The sequence below is a fragment of the Psychrobacter sp. JB193 genome (assembly GCF_002285555.1).
GTDB lineage: Bacteria > Pseudomonadota > Gammaproteobacteria > Pseudomonadales > Moraxellaceae > Psychrobacter > Psychrobacter alimentarius.
In genome coordinates this window covers 1444878-1462267 of sequence record NZ_NRGY01000001.1, presented here as the reverse complement: position 1 = coordinate 1462267, position 17390 = coordinate 1444878, and the positions used below count along the sequence as shown (strand labels likewise).

The following is a 17390-nucleotide window of genomic DNA, read 5'->3' as shown; positions in this document are numbered from 1 at the left end:
CGGTACAACATGAAAACGATACATGAGAGACTACGTGCGACTGGGATAAATGTTTCTTTTTAAAGTCAATCGACTACACAATTCATATGACCATCAAATAAGCAGGGTTAGCTATGACCAGTAGTGCCATCGTGCCACATCCCATTGAGCCCATAGCAGCGCGACCTACCGATGCCAAATTAGAAGCAGCATTTTTGAATAGCTTATCTGACTATGGTGCACGGCTGCATGGTCGGCGTATTTGGCTGGCTTGTAGTGGTGGCCGTGATTCATTGGCGCTCGCCGCATTATGTGTTCAGCTTTATCGCCAAGGAAAGTTACCGTTTTTGCCACAGCTTTTACATGTCGATCATCGTCTGCAAGCGGACAGTCACCACTGGTCGATGCATGTGGCACAGTGGGCGCAAAAGCAGCAACTGCCGTGTCATGTCTTACAGGCACAAGTGAACGGTCATGATGAGCAAGCCGCGCGGCAGGCACGCTATGACGTCATGCGTGTACATATGAATCAAGACGATGTATTACTATTGGCGCACCACGCTGATGACCAAGCAGAAACAGTGCTTATGCGTCTGATTCAAGGAGCAGGCGTCAACGGTTTGTCTGGTATACAGCCTTGGCGAGTACAAACGCAAGGGGCGCATCGCATTATATTATGGCGGCCTTGGCTCACCGTTCAGCGCGCTGATATCAGTGCTTATGCCACGCGTTTGCAGCTCCCTTATATTGACGATCCGACCAATGAGACTGGTGATAACGTACGCAGTGGTCTGCGACGAGACATCATGCCAATACTCGCGGAATACAATCCAAATGTCATCGATAATATTGCTCGTAGCGCGCAGCTACTGAGCGATGCAGAGGCGACTGTCCGAGCTCAAGCGATACAAGATGTAGAGCAAACCGCTATTGGCTCATTACAATTGTCTTCTGCTCAGCGAGTACTCGATATTGATAAATTAGCAGCGCTACCGTTGCATCGACAGCGCCAACTATTGCACCACTGGCTTGGTCAAGATGAGCCGTTACCACCAGCCAAACAACTGATAGATGATGTGATACAGCTAAGCCAACGCTGTGATCATGATCATCAAACCGAGTTATTTTGGCAAGGTCGCAAGCAGTCCTATACCATTCGTCGCTACCGCCAGCAGCTGTATCGCTTGAGCAGTGATTGGCTAAAATGGCTTAAGATGCCGCTTACCGAACAGGTAGAGTTAAATTGTAATCTTAATTTAGTTCCTGATGTTGCTGCTACCAAATCTACGCTCGTAAGCTTGCGTATGAGTCCAGACTTTATGTGGCAACTGCACGTGACCCCAAATGTGTTGGCACAACTATCAGATCATAATAGCAATAGTGAAAACGGTGAAACAGCGACTAAACAAGTATTAAAAATAGCGCCATTAAATCGTCAGCAGCGCATTCAAACCAAACAGGCTTCACGCCCACAATCAGGCAAAAAACTGTACCAAACACTGGGTATTCCACTTTGGTTGCGAGAGAGTTTGGTGGTGGTGAGTGTAGTTTTAGAAGACGAAGTAACTAATGAACGAACTGAGAGTGAGCCAGCAAAGGAAATTCCTATATTATTACTATCACCTTTCGAGAGCTGGCATTTGAGTTCTGCTGATCTATCTAGTCAGCTCACAGAAAGTCTACTCAGTGAGCTGTTGAATAGTCATTTGAGTATTCAATAGTATCTGTTAAAAAACGGATGACGTTGTTTAACGGCATTGAGTTTTTTGTTACTTGATACCCGTTTTGACCGCTTGAATTTCTCAGACGATGGCGGTGGCAGTATGTTAAACTGAGTGTCATTTTACCTAGCATTATGTTAGTTTTAATGCCTTTGAATTTTGCGAGTAGGAGACAAGTATGTCAGTATTAGATAACAAGAAAATCAGCTTTATTGGCGGCGGTAATATGGCGCAGGCCTTGATTAGTGGGCTGATTGGCTGCGGTATCCAACCGAATCTAATTACGGTTGCTGACCCTAATCTGTCTGTACGTGAACAATTGGCAGCGAAAGGATTGAACACCGTCGATCCTACTGCCGATGCAAATGCAGCGGTTATCGATGCTGACATCGTAGTGCTGGCTGTGAAGCCACAAGTCATGAAAGCGGTGATTGGCGCGTTTGCTGATGCCTTGAGCACCCAATTGGTGATCTCGGTGGCGGCAGGCTTGTCGACCGAGCTTTTATCTAACATGTTAAATGGTTACCGCAATATTGTACGTGCGATGCCGAACACACCCGCTATGATTCAGATGGGTGCCACAGGGCTATATGGTACGGACAATATTTCTGCTGAGCAAAAACAGTTAGCTACTGCCGTGATGGAAGCCTCAGGCCTGGTCATGTGGGTTGAAGATGAAGCGCACATGCACGCGGTTACGGCCGTGTCAGGTTCAGCGCCCGCTTATATGTTTTATTTTATCGAATCGATGGTCGATAAAGGCATCGCCTTAGGACTAGATACAGAGCAGGCGTCGGCACTGGCACTACAAACCATGATAGGCGCCGCAAAAATGGCGATGGATAGTGAAGATGCGCCCGCTGAATTACGTCGCAAAGTAACGTCTCCAAATGGCACCACTCAAGCGGCAATTGAGTCCATGCAAGTCAATGATATTGGTCGCCAAATTGGTGAAGCCATGCAAGCTTGTTATGATCGCAGCCAAGCGTTAAGTGAAGAGATGAGTAAATAGTTTACTCTATGGTATCAAGTGCGTCATTGCTGCAACCGATAATGTACTTGAAGTAATACCGCGCCCACACCTACATGACACTTGTCACCCTATAACCTGTTAATAAGATCATATTGAGTAGCACTTCATGAACAACATGTTATTTCAAATCTTTGATTTGGTCACCACATTCGCCATGATGTTGGTATTTATTCGCTTTATGCTACAGTTTGCAGGAATGGACGCCAGAAACCCCATGATTGCCCCAGCCTATAAAGCGACACATATTGTCGACGTATTTGGACGTATTTTTCCAACCGTCGGGCAAGGTCGTATCAGTATCGCTGCCATTGTGCTTATGTTTTTGATTCGCCTTATTGATATTTCAGGGAAAGCGGCGCTCACGCATAAAGGCATTGCCCCCGTGCCGTTATTTTTTACGGGCACAACAAGCTTAGTGTTAGATTTCTTGCGTCTATGCCGCTATTTGGTAATAGGCTCTATTATCGTTAGCTGGATTGTGGTGTTTACCCGATCTGAGCATCCCATCATTGGTATTATTATCAATCTTGCTGAGCCTATCTTAGCGCCATTTCGCCGCATCACCCCAAACTTAGGCATGCTGGATTTATCACCAATGGTTGCTTTCTTTGCATTTTATTTGCTTGAGATATTTATTGGTGGTTTGACAGCCAATTTTATGCCCATGCTGGGATAGGCTGACGTTAGTTACTGAGACCAGCACTGACTGTTTATAAAATTTTGAACCAAGAAGGCGCTCTATCTATTTAGAGCGCCTTTTTTAATTCAGTTGAATCCGTTCAAGATAGCGTATTATCTGTGTGGCTACATCAATAGGAAAACCAATACATTAAATGCGAACGAAGCGATTGGGTATGAGTTGGGCGTCAGCATTGTCAGGGTGCGGAACGTCAGCCGCGCGCAGTGTCTGGGTAATCCAGCTGTCTGCTGCTTTGACGGCATCAACAAGCGCATCCCCCATGGCTAAGCGTCCCGCAATAAAGCTGGCGAGTGAGCAGCCTGACCCGTGGAATTCACCCTCTAAGCGTGGCAAAGTACTCTGATGTATCATCTCGCCTTTGACATATAGATACTGTTCGATATCACCGCTATCAAAATCATGCGAGGTTTTGACAAGGACCGCATGCGTACCCTGCGCGCATAGTTTTTGTGCGCCAGCGTGTAGATCTTGCTCACCACTCAAAGCGCGCAGCTCATGACTGTTGGGCGTCACTAAAGTAGCGTAAGGTAACAGCTTCTTGAAGGCAGCTACTAGTGTCTTTTCGTCACCCAAGCTACCGCCACTGTTGGCGACCAATACAGGGTCTAACACGAAAGGCACCGTAGCAGCGATCACGCGCTCAGCAAATAAGTTTGTCAGCATTGCGATGTTATCAGTTGTGCCAAGCATACCTGATTTGATGACAGCGACTGGTAAATCATCGAGCACTGTCGTGGCTTGCGCCTTGACTAGGTTTGCAGCACAGGCGTCAAAACCAAATACTTGCTGTGAGCTTTGTATAGTAATCGCTGTACAAGCGACGGTAGCGTAGGCACCTGCTTGCCCAATGGCTTCAATATCTGCTTGTAGTCCGGCGCCGCCTGAGGGGTCCAATCCTGAAAAACACAGTACCACTGGTCGCATAACACTTCCTTTTATATGGTTTAAAATGAACAGCAAATACTATAGCCACCTGCTAACAAAAAAGCCATAGTCGTCCAAATGCTGCGCTTAGATACATGACACATTGATAAATATCACGTTAGAGAGCCAAAGGACTATTTTTGGCAAAGTTTTTTCTACTCAAACGTCTATAAATGCCTATAAATAAATAATTATACGAAAACTCTCATAAATCTGTAGACAACGCTTGCAATTCGTTTTGGCTTTGCTATAATACTCGCCCACGACATAAGACGTATCGTTAGCAATGATACTGAGTTTATAGTTATTTTATAAGCGTTTTATATCGTTCGGTGAAGTGGGTGAGTGGCTGAAACCAGTTCCCTGCTAAGGAACCATACGTGTAAGCGTATCGAGGGTTCGAATCCCTCCTTCACCGCCATTTATTCAGTTGTTATTAGAGTAATAAAGCAATATATTGGCGTTAAGTCTTTTTAGTTATTAGATCAAAAATTAATTTGAATTTAGTAAAAAAAGATATTGACACAAGCGATATTATCTATATAATAGCCAACCTAATTTACTGAAATTGTTTTTAACAACTCGGTAAATGATTTGCAAAGTACGCGCTTGTAGCTCAGTTGGATAGAGCACTTGGCTACGAACTAAGGGGTCGGGAGTTCGAATCTCTCCAAGCGCACCATTTTGCATAATCAATTAAATCAATCGCCTGTCTTATGACAACTTGGCGATTTTTTTATGTCTATAGATTTTGTCTGATACCATTATTTTGTCACACAGTGACACCTTATGATAATGTACGCTAAGACTGTGAATTACGGTACAATAGAGACACTATTCACTGCTTGCTATGAGCTTGTCCATGTCAAAGAGTTTATCCAAACGCCCAGCAAAAGCGGCTAATAAATCAATGCCTAAGCGCAACCCCTCTACACAACCACTGCCTGATGAAGAACCAACGATCGCTAAGCCAACGACTCGCGTTGTGGCGATTATCTATGATGGTATGTTAATTTTGGCATTGCTGTTTCTGGTCGGGACAATACTTACCGTGATAGGTACAGTGCTGACCATGCAGACAGGGACACAATCATCGCAAGCACAATCGCTACCGACATGGTATCAGAACGTGGTAATGACGCCGTCTTTTGTACTAACGCTGGTCGCATTTTATGGCATATTTTGGCGCCGCGGTGGGCAGACATTGGGTATGCAAACTTGGCGATTAAAAACGGTGAACAACTCAGGTCACTTGCTGACATGGGGACAGTCTTTTAAACGTATCCTAGCGGCATGTTTGATGCCATTATTGTTTGGTATTATTGGTAGTCTAATCGGCGGATCGCGCGCTTTATTATTAACCAGCGCCTTCTTGGGTTTGATATTTAATTACGCATTTTGTGTGTTCAATCGTCGTGGTCTTGCGGTGCAAGATATGCTATCCAACACCATTACCCTAAAGATGCCAAAAGTAGCACATGAAGGGTTATGGAGTGGATTCAAAAATCGTAAGAAAAACCAGAAAAGTCAGTAGGGTAAAAATACACTCAGTCTACTGTCTGTCGTTTATCTAAGCACATTGTTTTGAATAGCAAAAACTACATGTTGACGGTTTGAATAAGCCATCCTGTATAGCCCACAAAGAAGAGTACCAGCGTGGTACCAGAAAGACGGCCAAATTTACGCTTGGTCATATACACATAAACACATAGAGCAACAAGCAATAAGGTAATTGCGCCCATTGTCAGGACATCACGCGACAAGATAACAGGGTTGACAGTGATGGGGGCAATCAAGGCTGCAAGACCAACGACGCCCAGCGTATTGAATATATTAGAGCCAATAATATTGCCCAGTGCCATGTCATGTTCGCCTTTGCGTGCCGCTGACAAGCTCGATACCAGCTCAGGCAATGACGTGCCGACAGCGACAATCGTCAATCCAATAATAAGCTCGCTCAATCCCCAAAAAGTGGCCAGCTCCACTGCGCCCCAAACGATTGCACGTGAGCTGACGACCAACATCAGAATACCGATAAATAAAGAGCCAAGCCCTCGTGCAACGCTTTGTTCGGCTTTTTCTGCGTCTATTTCTGTTACTACATCGTCTTCATGTTCATGATAGCCTTCACGTAGGCTCAGAAAAATCTGCATCCCCAATACCGCGATGAGCAATACCACTAGGACAATGCCGTCAACTGCGCTCAATGCGCCATCACGCAGTTGCCATGCCGCTATAACGGTAATCCCTACTAAGATGGGCAAGTCACGTTTTACGATAGCCTTACGAATGATAATAGGGCTAATTAATACCGTTGCGCCTAGGACTAAAGCAATATTGATAATATTAGAGCCATAAGCATTACCCAGCGCCAACTCAGGGCTGCCTTCTATTGCTGCCAGCACTGACACAACCATTTCAGGCGCTGACGTTCCTATTCCTAATATCAAAACACCAATCAAAAAGCTAGGTACACTGAACTTCTTTGCCAGTGTGGTCGCCCCGTCAATAAAAACATCCGCACTCCAAACCAAAATTGCTAATCCAATGAGTATCGCAATAACAGCCAGCCACATTAGTATTGTTCCTTATCAATTATCAAAAATTGTCATAAAAAATATAAATTTCCTAGGATGTGTTGTTACTCAGATTTTAAGACCACTCGCTGTATCAATGGGCTAATTAATAACACATCCTAAGCATAAAGGTATAAAAAAAGCTGAATCTACATGTGGATTCAGCTTTTGTATTAGTATAAAGGTTTTGACTAAATAATAACAATAACTTCAACAGTTTAGTTGGTCAGTTATGTCTATTCTGTCCGAAGATTTTGTGTTTTTTCAATCTAAGCCACTTGGACAGGAATGATGTTGGCGGTGTCTTTCACCGTGTTGTCTTCGTTGCAGTAGACCAGCTTTGGTTGATACGTTGACGCTTCCACTTCATCAAAATGGGCGTAAGCGCAGATAATGACGATATCACCTAAGTCTGCCATATGAGCTGCAGCACCATTTAATGAGATGATCCCAGAGCCTGCTTCAGCACGGATGGCATAGGTACGAAAGCGCTTGCCATTGGTCACATTATAGATATCGATAGACTCATTTTCACGTAGCCCAGCGAGATCGAGCAGATCACCGTCGATACCACACGATCCTTCGTAATGCAGTTCGGCATGGGTAACACGGGCACGGTGTAACTTGCATTTAAGCATATTAAGTAGCATAGGTTGCTTCCTTAGCGTAGCTGATATTAGTTAACTAAATCAAAAGGTTAATAGAGATTAACTTGCTAAAATAAAAGACTGCTGACCTGTATATGGTGTTACTCAGGCAATTTAAAACCATTGATTTGTGCACGCGCTTTTTCGACATCACCAGCTAACAATAAGGGTAATGCCTCAAAAGCAGCTGTCAAAGCGCTATCGATGGCAATCTGCTCATTAGGAGCAGCTTTGGAAAGCACATGGCCACTGACTTTAGATTTGTGGCCTGGATGCCCAATACCAATGCGTAGACGATGAAAATCATTGCCGAGATGAGGCGTGATATCCCGTAGACCATTATGACCACCATGTCCACCATTGGTTTTGAGCTTGATACTGCCAGCAGGAATATCGAGCTCATCATGAGCAATCAATAATTCGTCATTATTGATTCCATAAAAGTTGACCATCGGCACCACTGACTGACCAGACTTATTCATAAAGGTTAATGGCATCAAGAGCCGCACATCAGACCCATGGATACGTCCACGCCCCGTCACGCCATGAAATTTTTTGTCATGGGAGAGGGTGATATTAAATTCCTGGGCCAAATGATGGACAAACCAAAATCCAGCGTTATGCCGCGTAAACATATACTGCTCACCAGGATTACCAAGACCGACGATAAGCTTTATGGCCATAAAAACACCCTGCTTGAATGTAATAAATGAGTGGTAAGGTTTGCTACAGCATAAAACATTGTCGAGTCATATTCAAAAAGACGGTGTGACAAAACTGTCTTAGCTTACCAATAATGGTGTCCAAACCCTACTTACAAAAACAGCAGGAGATCTGAATCACCTGCTGTTTTTTTGACTGAATAAATCATCGATTATATGCACTACAACGAGTGACTATATAAAGGAATGATTACTCGCTGTCTTTGTTTTCTTCAGTACCGTCGTTTTGCTCAGTAGCTGGTACTTCATCAGCATCAACGTCGTCAGCAGTTTCGTCAACTTCTTCAACCGTTGGTGGCTGCATGTTAACGATAGTACGGTCATGGCCATCTTCTAGCTCAAGCTCATGAATCACAACACCTTCAGGAAGAGTGATGTCTGATAGACGGAACAAATCACCGATTTCCATACCAGATACATCTATTTCTAGGTATTCAGGTAATTGTGATGGTAAGCAAACAACTTCGATATCAGATACTAGCGTAGATAGTACGCCTGCAGCAGCTGTACCTGGTGCTTCTTCACGACCAACAAAATGCACAGGAACGTTCATGTGGATTTTTTGACCTTTTACAACGCGCTGGAAGTCAGCATGCATTGGGAAGCCTTTTGCAGGATGACGCTGCAAATCTTTGATAACGGCTTGATGCTCTTCGCCATCAACAGTGATGGTCAAGATGTGTGAGAAGAATGCTTCAAACTCAAGCGCTTTTACCAACTCGTTTAGCTTGATAGAGATTGCTGTTGGCTCTGCGTTGCCACCATAGATGATAGCAGGAACTAGGTTCTGCTTACGTAGGCGGCGGCTCGCACCTTTACCTTGTAGGTCAGCAGAACGATCAACTGCATTTAGCTCAAAATGATTAGTGCTCATGGATATAATCCTATAAAAAGAATGATGAAGTGTCTGGTCATAAAAAAGTGGATTTGCGACCAATCCACTAATGGGTGATGATAGCTAAAATTTGTCGTTGCTGATAAAACAGACAACACTCAAATCTTGCCATTCGCTCATCATAACGAATGATATGCCTATTACAGTCATTAAAAATCGTTATTGCTAAGCTTGATCAGCACTTTTGGTAATATCGACCTGACAAAGTCAAAAGTGGTCGACACAGGCGCGCATTATACGTGGTTTTGTAGTAATAATAAAGACCTACGCAAAATGACTGTACAAACTATTCAGTAAAAAAAGCGCCAAGTGAAGACACTTGACGCTTTATATTTGGCTACTGATAATCTATTATCACGCGTATGATTGTAAAAACCACCGTAACGATTGTTTACGTTTTGAGCTTAAGCGTCAAACATCGCACTAATAGATTCTTCATTATTAATACGGCGTAAGCTTTCAGCCAGCATCGGTGCAATGCTTACCTGACGGATTTTACTACAAGCCTTGGCTTCATCTGATAAAGGAATGGTATCAGTCACAACCACTTCGTCTAATGCTGACTCGCTGATATTCTTTAGCGCGTTACCAGATAAAACAGGATGGGTAATGTAAGCCAAGACGCGGCGTGCACCATGTTCTTTTAGTGCTTCAGCCGCTTTACATAGGGTACCTGCGGTATCAACCATATCATCAACAATCACACAATCGCGGCCACGGACATCACCGATGATGTGCATGACTTGTGACTCGTTGGCACGTGCACGGCGCTTATCGATAATTGCCAAATCCGTATCGCCTAACTGCTTCGCCATCGCACGCGCACGAACCACACCGCCAACGTCAGGTGAAACCACCATGATGTTGTCATAGTCTTGTTTTTGTAGGTCATTCAATAGAACGGGTGTACCGTAGATATTATCAACAGGAATATCAAAGAAACCCTGAATCTGATCTGAGTGCAAATCAACCGTCATCACGCGATCGATACTGACGATGTTGAGCATGTCAGCGACGACTTTAGCAGAAATAGGCACACGAGCTGAACGTGGACGACGATCCTGACGAGCGTAACCAAAATACGGCATGACGGCTGTGATACGGCCAGCACTAGAACGACGCAAAGCATCGGCCATCATCATGATTTCCATCAAGTTGTCATTGGTTGGTGCACAAGTAGGCTGCATGATAAACACGTCTTTACCGCGTACGTGTTCTTTGATTTCCACGGCAATTTCGCCATCAGAAAAACGCGTGATGTCAGCTTTACCAAGAGGTATATGAAGGTGATCGGCTACGGTTTTTGCTAATTCTGGGTGGGCATTGCCCGTAAAAATCGCCAAATAAGGCATGACAGAAGTCCTATTGATTGACTCAAGCAGCGACCGCTAAGCAGTGACAAACTGCTCAAATTAAGAAAAGAGTGGTGAAAAAAGTTGAAGTATACTATTACAGTAAAAAATGGCAGGGGTAGCTGGACTCGAACCAACGGATGTCAGGATCAAAACCTGATGCCTTACCAACTTGGCTATACCCCTGTAATGTCTAGGCTGTGGACTCCGATATCTAATAGTAACCAATTAGTCACTCTCAGAATGGGCTCACGACCTGTTAGTTATCTAAGAAACGGATAAACCGTCCAAAACATAACTTTTCCCTAGCGGTGTCCATTGCGAACTATACCGAAACTGGGATAACGTTGTCAATGATATTAAGATAAGTGACTGTTTATAAGCCGCTTATAATAAATCCATCTCAAACGCTTCGTACTAAAAAATGGCAGGGGTAGCTGGACTCGAACCAACGGATGTCAGGATCAAAACCTGATGCCTTACCAACTTGGCTATACCCCTATTGAGGCGACCTATTATAAGTAAATTTTCAGATTTTGCAAGTCATTTGCGTCTTTTTCTAGGATTTATTCATATTAAATTGACGTCGAAGGCGTTTTGACAGATAAATATTAAGGTACAAGATTGTATTTGATATCTACGACTAGTGATAGTTCGAAGCTTGTGTATACGATATTCTGTACAGAATCTTTAAAGGATACGCATTTTTTTTGCTTAAAAGCTATTTTGGAAAATACCCACTTATAAACTCCCCACCACATATCCTGCACAAGGCGCCTCTTTAATCCACTTCGCCAATAGCTTTTTATCAGAGGCAATACTCACATCTAACGGTAAAAATACCGCGCTACCAGAGCCGGTCATTCGTGCTGTGCTCATTGCTTGTGCCTCTAACCCTTGCAGATAATGTAATGCCTCTGCAACAGCAGGAGAGAGGCTTGTCACTACTGGAGTGAAGACATTATAATAGGGCGCGGTGAGCGTTTGAACATAGTCAGTGTATTGGCTTTGAATGGTATCAATCGAAATAGGGACGATATCTCGCTTTAGCTTGGTATGAGCAAATAGGGTAGCGGTATTGACATGCGCATTAGGAGTGAGGAGCAAATATTGCTGGTCAGGTAAGTCAATGGCAGTCAATTTTTCACCAATACCCATCGCGATAGCATCTTGCCCGAAGATAAAGATAGGCACATCTGCACCTACCTGCGCACCGATTTTTATCAGTTCATTGCAAGTAACGTTAAGCTGCCAAATCTCATTGAGCACCAGCATAGTCGTTGCGGCGTTGGAGGAGCCACCACCCAAACCTGCACCCATTGGCAAATGCTTGTCTAAAGTAATAACTACTTGCGCCAACTGCTTAGGTAGCGTATCTGACTGTATGGCAAACGCGAGCAATGCACACGCCGCCTTAAAGATTAAGTTGTCTTCTATATCGGCAGTGATGCTCTTAGCACCAGCCAATACCAATAACTGATGACAGAGAGTATTGGCATCTATTCCGATATTAGCCGTTTGTATCACAGGAGCTTTAGCCACCGAAAAATGCAAATAATCGCCCCAATTGAGAAGACGAAATACCGTTTGCAAATTATGATAGCCGTCAGCACGCCTGCCCGTAATGTGCAAAAACAAATTGATTTTTGCAGGGGATAAGCGGCTGATATTAGAGGCAGAGGTTAGGGAGCTATTCATAAACAACGATCTTAATAAACACAAAAAGCCAATTCATTAATACCAATTCATTACTAATAGTTTAATGATTGATGGTCATGACAACTTTATTGCCTTGTGATTGTACCGCACTGATTTTATTGGGCAGCTTGTCATTACCTTTATACGTGAAGCTGGCACGCCATTCGCCATTGACCGAACTGACTAAGCGATTTTGAGCATCAAGCTGTGGGGCGCTGTCTGATGGCGCTGGGCGACCAGATATCCAATAAGGCAGTTGTGAGATGGGCGCTTTCCAACCAGTGGCTTTTTGCAATAGAGTCTCAGGATCATCAGCGGTCAAGGTTCCTGTCTTTTCGCTGACCAAAGTGGCGATTTGACCATTGTATTCGATGTTGGTTTTACCAATACCCAATGCGCCAATCAGTTCAATGGCAAAGCGATCGTTCTCTTGTCCCCACGCATAAAATGCACTGCCGCCTTGGCTTCCTGCGGTGTCATTGGCCGGAGTAGTAACGCCGATTTTGCCTGTGATGTTAAAGTTTTCAAGCTTTTTAGGTTGGTCTGCGTTTTGACCTTGCATCATGGTTGGTTGATTGGTCGCATTCGCAGTCTTTAACGACTGACAGCCAGAAGTAATAACCATTGCTGCCGTCAAAGCAGAGAACAAAGCTAACTTATTGGTTTTGTAAAAAGGGCGTGTTGACATAATAGTGCTTCCTCAAAATGGACAAAGTGACAAAATATTAGCTTAATTCTTATTTGTTACTCAGTTATACGTGGTTGTTAGCTTCTTATAATGACCTTGTAATCATCATACCCAAGTAACCCAAGTCATATATGTAAGGCGTCAAAACGTTTGGCGCTAACCAATGGTTTACTCCCAGCATGAATTAATACAGTTGTATGCGGTCACTGATATTGCTTTGTCCGAATGAAAAACGCTGCTGCAAATCCGCTAGCAATGTTTCGACCTTTTCATTATTGCCTAGACCTTGATAAGCGCGTAATAGCAACGTACCTGAACGCAAAGTTGGGAACACATCATAAGGCGTTTGTAAGTAGTCGATGACCTGTTGATAGTCTTCATTGGCCAATGAATTACTGGCCAGTACATTGAGTGCTTGCAAGTGTAGATCATTGTCATAACGAGGGTCATCGTAACGAATTTGAATGATAGCTGTGGCCAATGCTAATCCTTGTTCTGAGCTGCGTTCGTTGGCGAGGAGTAGTTGAGCATAACTCAGCTGATACGACAAGTTGCTAGGGTCTAATGCTTGCAAGTGGTTGAGCAACGTACGTTTGACAATGTAGTCATTTTTGTCATCAAGCAGCTGGGCGCGTGCAAACAGAAGTGTTTCGTTATCAGGGTACTTACGAGCGGCGCGCGTTAAGAGGCGAAGCGCTTCTTCAGGTTCATTTTGCTGCCATAAAATATCGGCTTGTAGTACATAAGTGTCAGGCGCGAATACGCTAAAATCTTTACGCAGTTTTTCTAGCGTGGCGATAGCCGCATCGGTATCATCGTTTAACAGTTCAAACGCCACGACTTTTCTACGTGCTTCTAGTACCAAATCCTCTTGCATGACATTATTAAAATAACGTTTTGCTTGCTCCACGTTTTGCTGACGCTCGGCACTGATACCAAGATAATAATAGGCGCGATCAAGATAAGCAGGTGTTTTGGCGAGCGTGTTCAATAGCTGATCGGCACTGTCGTATTTTTCAATATCCAAACTGACCAACGCTGCCAATAAAGTGATTTCTTCGTCGTCTCTAAACTGACTATGAGCGTTAAGCAATAATTCCCATGCTTCCTGACTTTGTTTGATGTCCAGTAAGTAGCGAATCTCGTATAAGTATAAGCTTTTACTATCAGGATTACGCATACGCGCTTGGTTTAGGTAATTAACAACTGTTTCCGCTGTAACGATTTTGCGCAATATATCAGCTTTCAAAGTGATAAAAGGCACATAATCAGGTTGACGCTCCAAAGCGCGGTTGATATGTACGATGGCAATCTCAGGCTCGTTAAACTGATAGAGGAGACCTGCTTTTAAAACAGACAATGAGGCGTTTTGTTCGCTATCGAGTGGTTGTAGCGCGGCCAGCAGTTCACGTTTGTCTTCATCATTATTTGGATAAATGCCAATCAGAATCTCGCTCAAATCAGCGCGAGGGTCATAACGTAAAATACGGTTGAGTGTTTCACCAGCCAGTAGATAATCATGGGCTCGAAGTGCGAGATGCGCGACATAAAACCATGCAGGTACATGGTCCGGGTTTTGATCTTGCCATGCTTTAGCAAACTGCAACGAATCCTCAACCCTTTCACTGCGTAAAGACAGACTCAGCGCCCTTTCAAATACCGCAGTCGCATCATCTTTAAAGGATTGCTGTTTATAGATAGCGAGGGCTCGTCGTTTGTCATCACGATCTGCTGCAAACTCGGCATCCAATAGGGCATATAAGCTTGGCTCTTGCATCTCAGGTTGCCAGATACTCGTCGGTGCTAAACCATTGATGTTATCGACCGTTTCTACAGGCTGTGTTTGATCATCGCTAGGCGCATTTATAGAGGCTTTAGAATCAATAAACGGCGTGGATATCTCGGGCAAATTTTTCTCTTGCCCCAAGTCTGCATGACTGGCGTGTGCTGGTGTCATCAGGCACAGACAAACCGCCAATGACAACGTCAGTTTATAACGTCGATATAGGCTATCCATAATGACACGCAGCAAAGCACGAAGGCTAAACGATTCGCCATTTACAAGTAATAATCGAAACTGTGATTGAAACACTGACCCAAAAAAAATCATAGATAGCCGTATTCGCCCATTGCTTATCTATTGTGATAAAGCAATTTTATTTAATCATATCAACCAAATATTGGTAGTGAGTACTCATTACAAGCATTATACGAGTAGAACAAGACGATAAACAATAGTGTCCATGTTACTTGATAGTGGCAGCAGTCTTGCCACCAAACGTATTTTTATTCTATATTGTCTGCTTTTGACCAAAATCCGTCACGCAGTTAATTATTGAAAAATACTTTAAAAATATAGCAAGTTACGAGGAACTAAGCGACCCGTTTATGTCTACTTCTATGACCACACCCCAAAACCCGACCATTGGTTTTATCAATCATAAGGGTAGTTGATTTGTAATATATACGCCCAGATACAGGCAAATACGCTTCATAGAAGGGCGAGTGTTAATTAAAGCTAGCAATAATGATATAATAAGCGATTTTTAGGTTCTTCCTCTCAGCGCTGTTTATCAGGACTGTCTTTTAATAGAAAGAAGACAGCGTGATGGGCAGTTGAGCATCATATTTATGGTCTATTGATAATGAGATTAGTGGTCATTGGGGTCAATCACAAAACTGCACCAGTTGCTCTGCGCGAGCGTTTGGCGCTTGTGGGTGACGACGTGAATATCGCTCTCAAACAATTAGAGACTTTCACGGATGGTAGCGTGATTGTTTCTACCTGCAATCGTACTGAGATTTATGCCCTTGTCCCTGTAGTAACAGAAGCAGCGTCACAATCTGAGGCACAAGAAACGACGGCTGTGAGCGGTAGTAACCATGTCTCTGCGGCTGATATCAACGCCCATGTTGTCAAAATCAAAACATGGCTGGCTGATTTTAAGCAATTATCGCTTATTGATATCGACCCATATCTCTATGTGCATCGTGATACTCATGCACTGACTCATTGGCTGAGAGTCGCGGCAGGGCTGGACTCTATGATACTGGGTGAGCCGCAAATATTGGGTCAAATCAAACGCTCAGTACACCTTGCGCAAGAGCAAAAAGTGCTAAGCAATCAGCTTGGCTGGATCGTTGATCAAGTGTTTGCTGCCGCCAAACGTGTGCGTAATGAAACCAAAGTTGGCGCTCAAGCAGTGTCTCTCAGTTTTGCTGCGGCCAAGCTGGTGACGCAAATATTTGATGATTTACCTAGCCGTACTTTGTTGGTCGTTGCGGCAGGCGAGATGAACCGTTTGGTAGCCACACATATCGCTGGGCTGGGTGTGGGACGCGTGATTATTTGCAACCGTAACCCTGAGCGAGCAGAAGCGCTAGCCGCTGAACTGCGTCATCCTGACCGCCGTGTGGAAGTCAGAACCCTACAAGAATTGCCTCAGGTACTGGCAGAAGCGGATATTGTCAGCAGCTGTAGCGGTAGTATGGATTTATTGATTGATAAAACCATGACCGTACAGGCACTCAAGCGCCGTCGTTATCAGCCCATGCTCATGATTGATTTGGCCGTGCCACGTGACATTGACTCCTCGATCAGCCGTATAGATGATATCTATTTATATTCTGTTGATGACTTACAGCATGTCATTGCTGGTAATATCGAGCAGCGTCGCCAAGCGGCAGTCGATGCTGAGTTACTGGTCAGCCAGTTAGTCGTTGAGGTCGATCGTCGCTTTCAGGTACGACAAGTGGGTAAAGACATTCAGCAGTATCGTGCGCATACTCAGGATAAAGTCGATAAGCTACTACACGAGTCTATTGCCAAATTACAGCAAGATGATGCCAGTCCGGAAGAGATTCTTATCGAGTTGTCACGTCGTCTCACCCAGTCGCTGACCCATTCGCCATCTAAGCTGATGCGTAAGGCAGCCCGCGAAGGTGACAGTGAATTGCTCAATTTTGTTGTATCAGGATTAAAAGATACTCATCGTGGTCGCTAACTTGTATCTCATATCATTATTTATTGTCTAAAATTATCGATTATTTCTTGCTTACTGATTGCCATAGAGCTACTTATATTCTTTCTCCATTCTTAAACCATTCCGCTAACTCAATCTTCTTCAAAATCTCTTGTACTAGCATTCGGCAAGCCTGATGTTATTAGTCCTTATTTTCTGTATCCACCATAAAATTGATGTTTTTATTTTGTATGCTCTCATAAACCACTAAAAAACTCATGAGTACAAGACACCTTTAGCAATGATAGTGGTGCTAAGATATAGTGCTATATTGTCATCTCTGTCTTACGTTCTACACGCTTGATGTTGGCAGCACGGTATTTATTTTATGTTGGATATAGTGCAGGCTGATTTATTCAAATAGTTGGTAAAAGCGTAACAGAGTTTTGTGGCAGCCAATTTTAGAGAAACATTTCATGATCTGACCATAAAC

14 protein-coding genes and 4 tRNA genes are annotated in these 17390 nt (G+C 43.8%); 7 read left to right on the top strand and 11 right to left on the bottom strand.

Annotation, left to right across the window (positions count from 1 at the left end):
* Nucleotides 1-113 precede the first annotated feature (113 nt).
* The 3 genes from tilS (at nt 114) to CIK80_RS06330 (ending at nt 3409) form a co-directional block, all read left to right on the top strand.
* Complete coding sequence (gene tilS, locus CIK80_RS06340) at nt 114-1700, top strand: tRNA lysidine(34) synthetase TilS (protein WP_095569276.1); 1587 nt, start codon at nt 114-116, stop codon at nt 1698-1700.
* Nucleotides 1701-1878: 178 nt separating this feature from the next.
* Entirely contained in the window at nt 1879-2712 is an 834-nt protein-coding gene (gene proC, locus CIK80_RS06335; protein ID WP_095569275.1) for a pyrroline-5-carboxylate reductase, read from the top strand.
* A 127-nt stretch (nt 2713-2839) separates the two neighbouring features.
* Complete coding sequence (locus CIK80_RS06330) at nt 2840-3409, top strand: YggT family protein (protein ID WP_095569274.1); 570 nt, start codon at nt 2840-2842, stop codon at nt 3407-3409.
* A gap of 153 nt (nt 3410-3562) precedes the next feature.
* Here CIK80_RS06330 and CIK80_RS06325 read toward each other — a convergent pair whose 3' ends face one another.
* Entirely contained in the window at nt 3563-4357 is a 795-nt protein-coding gene (locus tag CIK80_RS06325) for a hydroxymethylpyrimidine/phosphomethylpyrimidine kinase (protein ID WP_095569273.1), read from the bottom strand.
* A gap of 331 nt (nt 4358-4688) precedes the next feature.
* Between CIK80_RS06325 and CIK80_RS06320 the strand changes: the two genes are divergently transcribed.
* From CIK80_RS06320 to CIK80_RS06310, 3 genes are all read left to right on the top strand, one after another.
* Nucleotides 4689-4778, top strand: a tRNA-Ser gene (locus CIK80_RS06320).
* 184 nt (nt 4779-4962) lie between these two features.
* A tRNA-Arg gene (locus CIK80_RS06315) sits at nt 4963-5039 on the top strand.
* Nucleotides 5040-5219: 180 nt separating this feature from the next.
* The gene (locus tag CIK80_RS06310) at nt 5220-5891 is read left to right on the top strand and encodes an RDD family protein (protein ID WP_095569272.1); all 672 of its coding nucleotides are present in this window, start codon (nt 5220-5222) and stop codon (nt 5889-5891) included.
* A 64-nt stretch (nt 5892-5955) separates the two neighbouring features.
* On the opposite strand, the gene CIK80_RS06305 is transcribed toward CIK80_RS06310, so the two are convergent.
* The 10 genes from CIK80_RS06305 to CIK80_RS06260 form a co-directional block, all read right to left on the bottom strand.
* Nucleotides 5956-6933, bottom strand: coding sequence for a calcium/sodium antiporter (locus CIK80_RS06305; RefSeq protein ID WP_095569271.1), 978 nt, complete (start codon nt 6931-6933; stop codon nt 5956-5958).
* A 269-nt stretch (nt 6934-7202) separates the two neighbouring features.
* Complete coding sequence (gene panD, locus CIK80_RS06300; protein WP_010196068.1) at nt 7203-7583, bottom strand: aspartate 1-decarboxylase; 381 nt, start codon at nt 7581-7583, stop codon at nt 7203-7205.
* 98 nt (nt 7584-7681) lie between these two features.
* The gene (pth, locus tag CIK80_RS06295) at nt 7682-8263 is read right to left on the bottom strand and encodes an aminoacyl-tRNA hydrolase (protein ID WP_095569270.1); all 582 of its coding nucleotides are present in this window, start codon (nt 8261-8263) and stop codon (nt 7682-7684) included.
* Nucleotides 8264-8492: 229 nt separating this feature from the next.
* Entirely contained in the window at nt 8493-9176 is a 684-nt protein-coding gene (locus tag CIK80_RS06290; RefSeq protein WP_095569269.1) for a 50S ribosomal protein L25/general stress protein Ctc, read from the bottom strand.
* A gap of 425 nt (nt 9177-9601) precedes the next feature.
* The gene (locus tag CIK80_RS06285) at nt 9602-10549 is read right to left on the bottom strand and encodes a ribose-phosphate pyrophosphokinase (protein WP_095569268.1); all 948 of its coding nucleotides are present in this window, start codon (nt 10547-10549) and stop codon (nt 9602-9604) included.
* 110 nt (nt 10550-10659) lie between these two features.
* A tRNA-Gln gene (locus CIK80_RS06280) sits at nt 10660-10735 on the bottom strand.
* 239 nt (nt 10736-10974) lie between these two features.
* Nucleotides 10975-11050, bottom strand: a tRNA-Gln gene (locus CIK80_RS06275).
* Nucleotides 11051-11290: 240 nt separating this feature from the next.
* Entirely contained in the window at nt 11291-12247 is a 957-nt protein-coding gene (ispE, locus tag CIK80_RS06270) for a 4-(cytidine 5'-diphospho)-2-C-methyl-D-erythritol kinase (protein WP_095569267.1), read from the bottom strand.
* A 61-nt stretch (nt 12248-12308) separates the two neighbouring features.
* Nucleotides 12309-12935: a lipoprotein insertase outer membrane protein LolB gene (gene lolB, locus CIK80_RS06265; RefSeq protein WP_095569266.1), complete on the bottom strand. Its 627-nt coding sequence runs from the start codon at nt 12933-12935 to the stop codon at nt 12309-12311.
* A gap of 184 nt (nt 12936-13119) precedes the next feature.
* Nucleotides 13120-15045: a tetratricopeptide repeat protein gene (locus CIK80_RS06260; RefSeq protein WP_095569265.1), complete on the bottom strand. Its 1926-nt coding sequence runs from the start codon at nt 15043-15045 to the stop codon at nt 13120-13122.
* Between the two features lie 535 nt (nt 15046-15580).
* Here CIK80_RS06260 and hemA point away from each other — a divergent pair.
* A complete protein-coding gene (gene hemA / locus CIK80_RS06255) occupies nt 15581-16939 on the top strand; it encodes a glutamyl-tRNA reductase (RefSeq protein WP_062843633.1) in 1359 nt (452 codons plus the stop codon).
* The last annotated feature ends 451 nt before the right edge of the window (nt 16940-17390 follow it).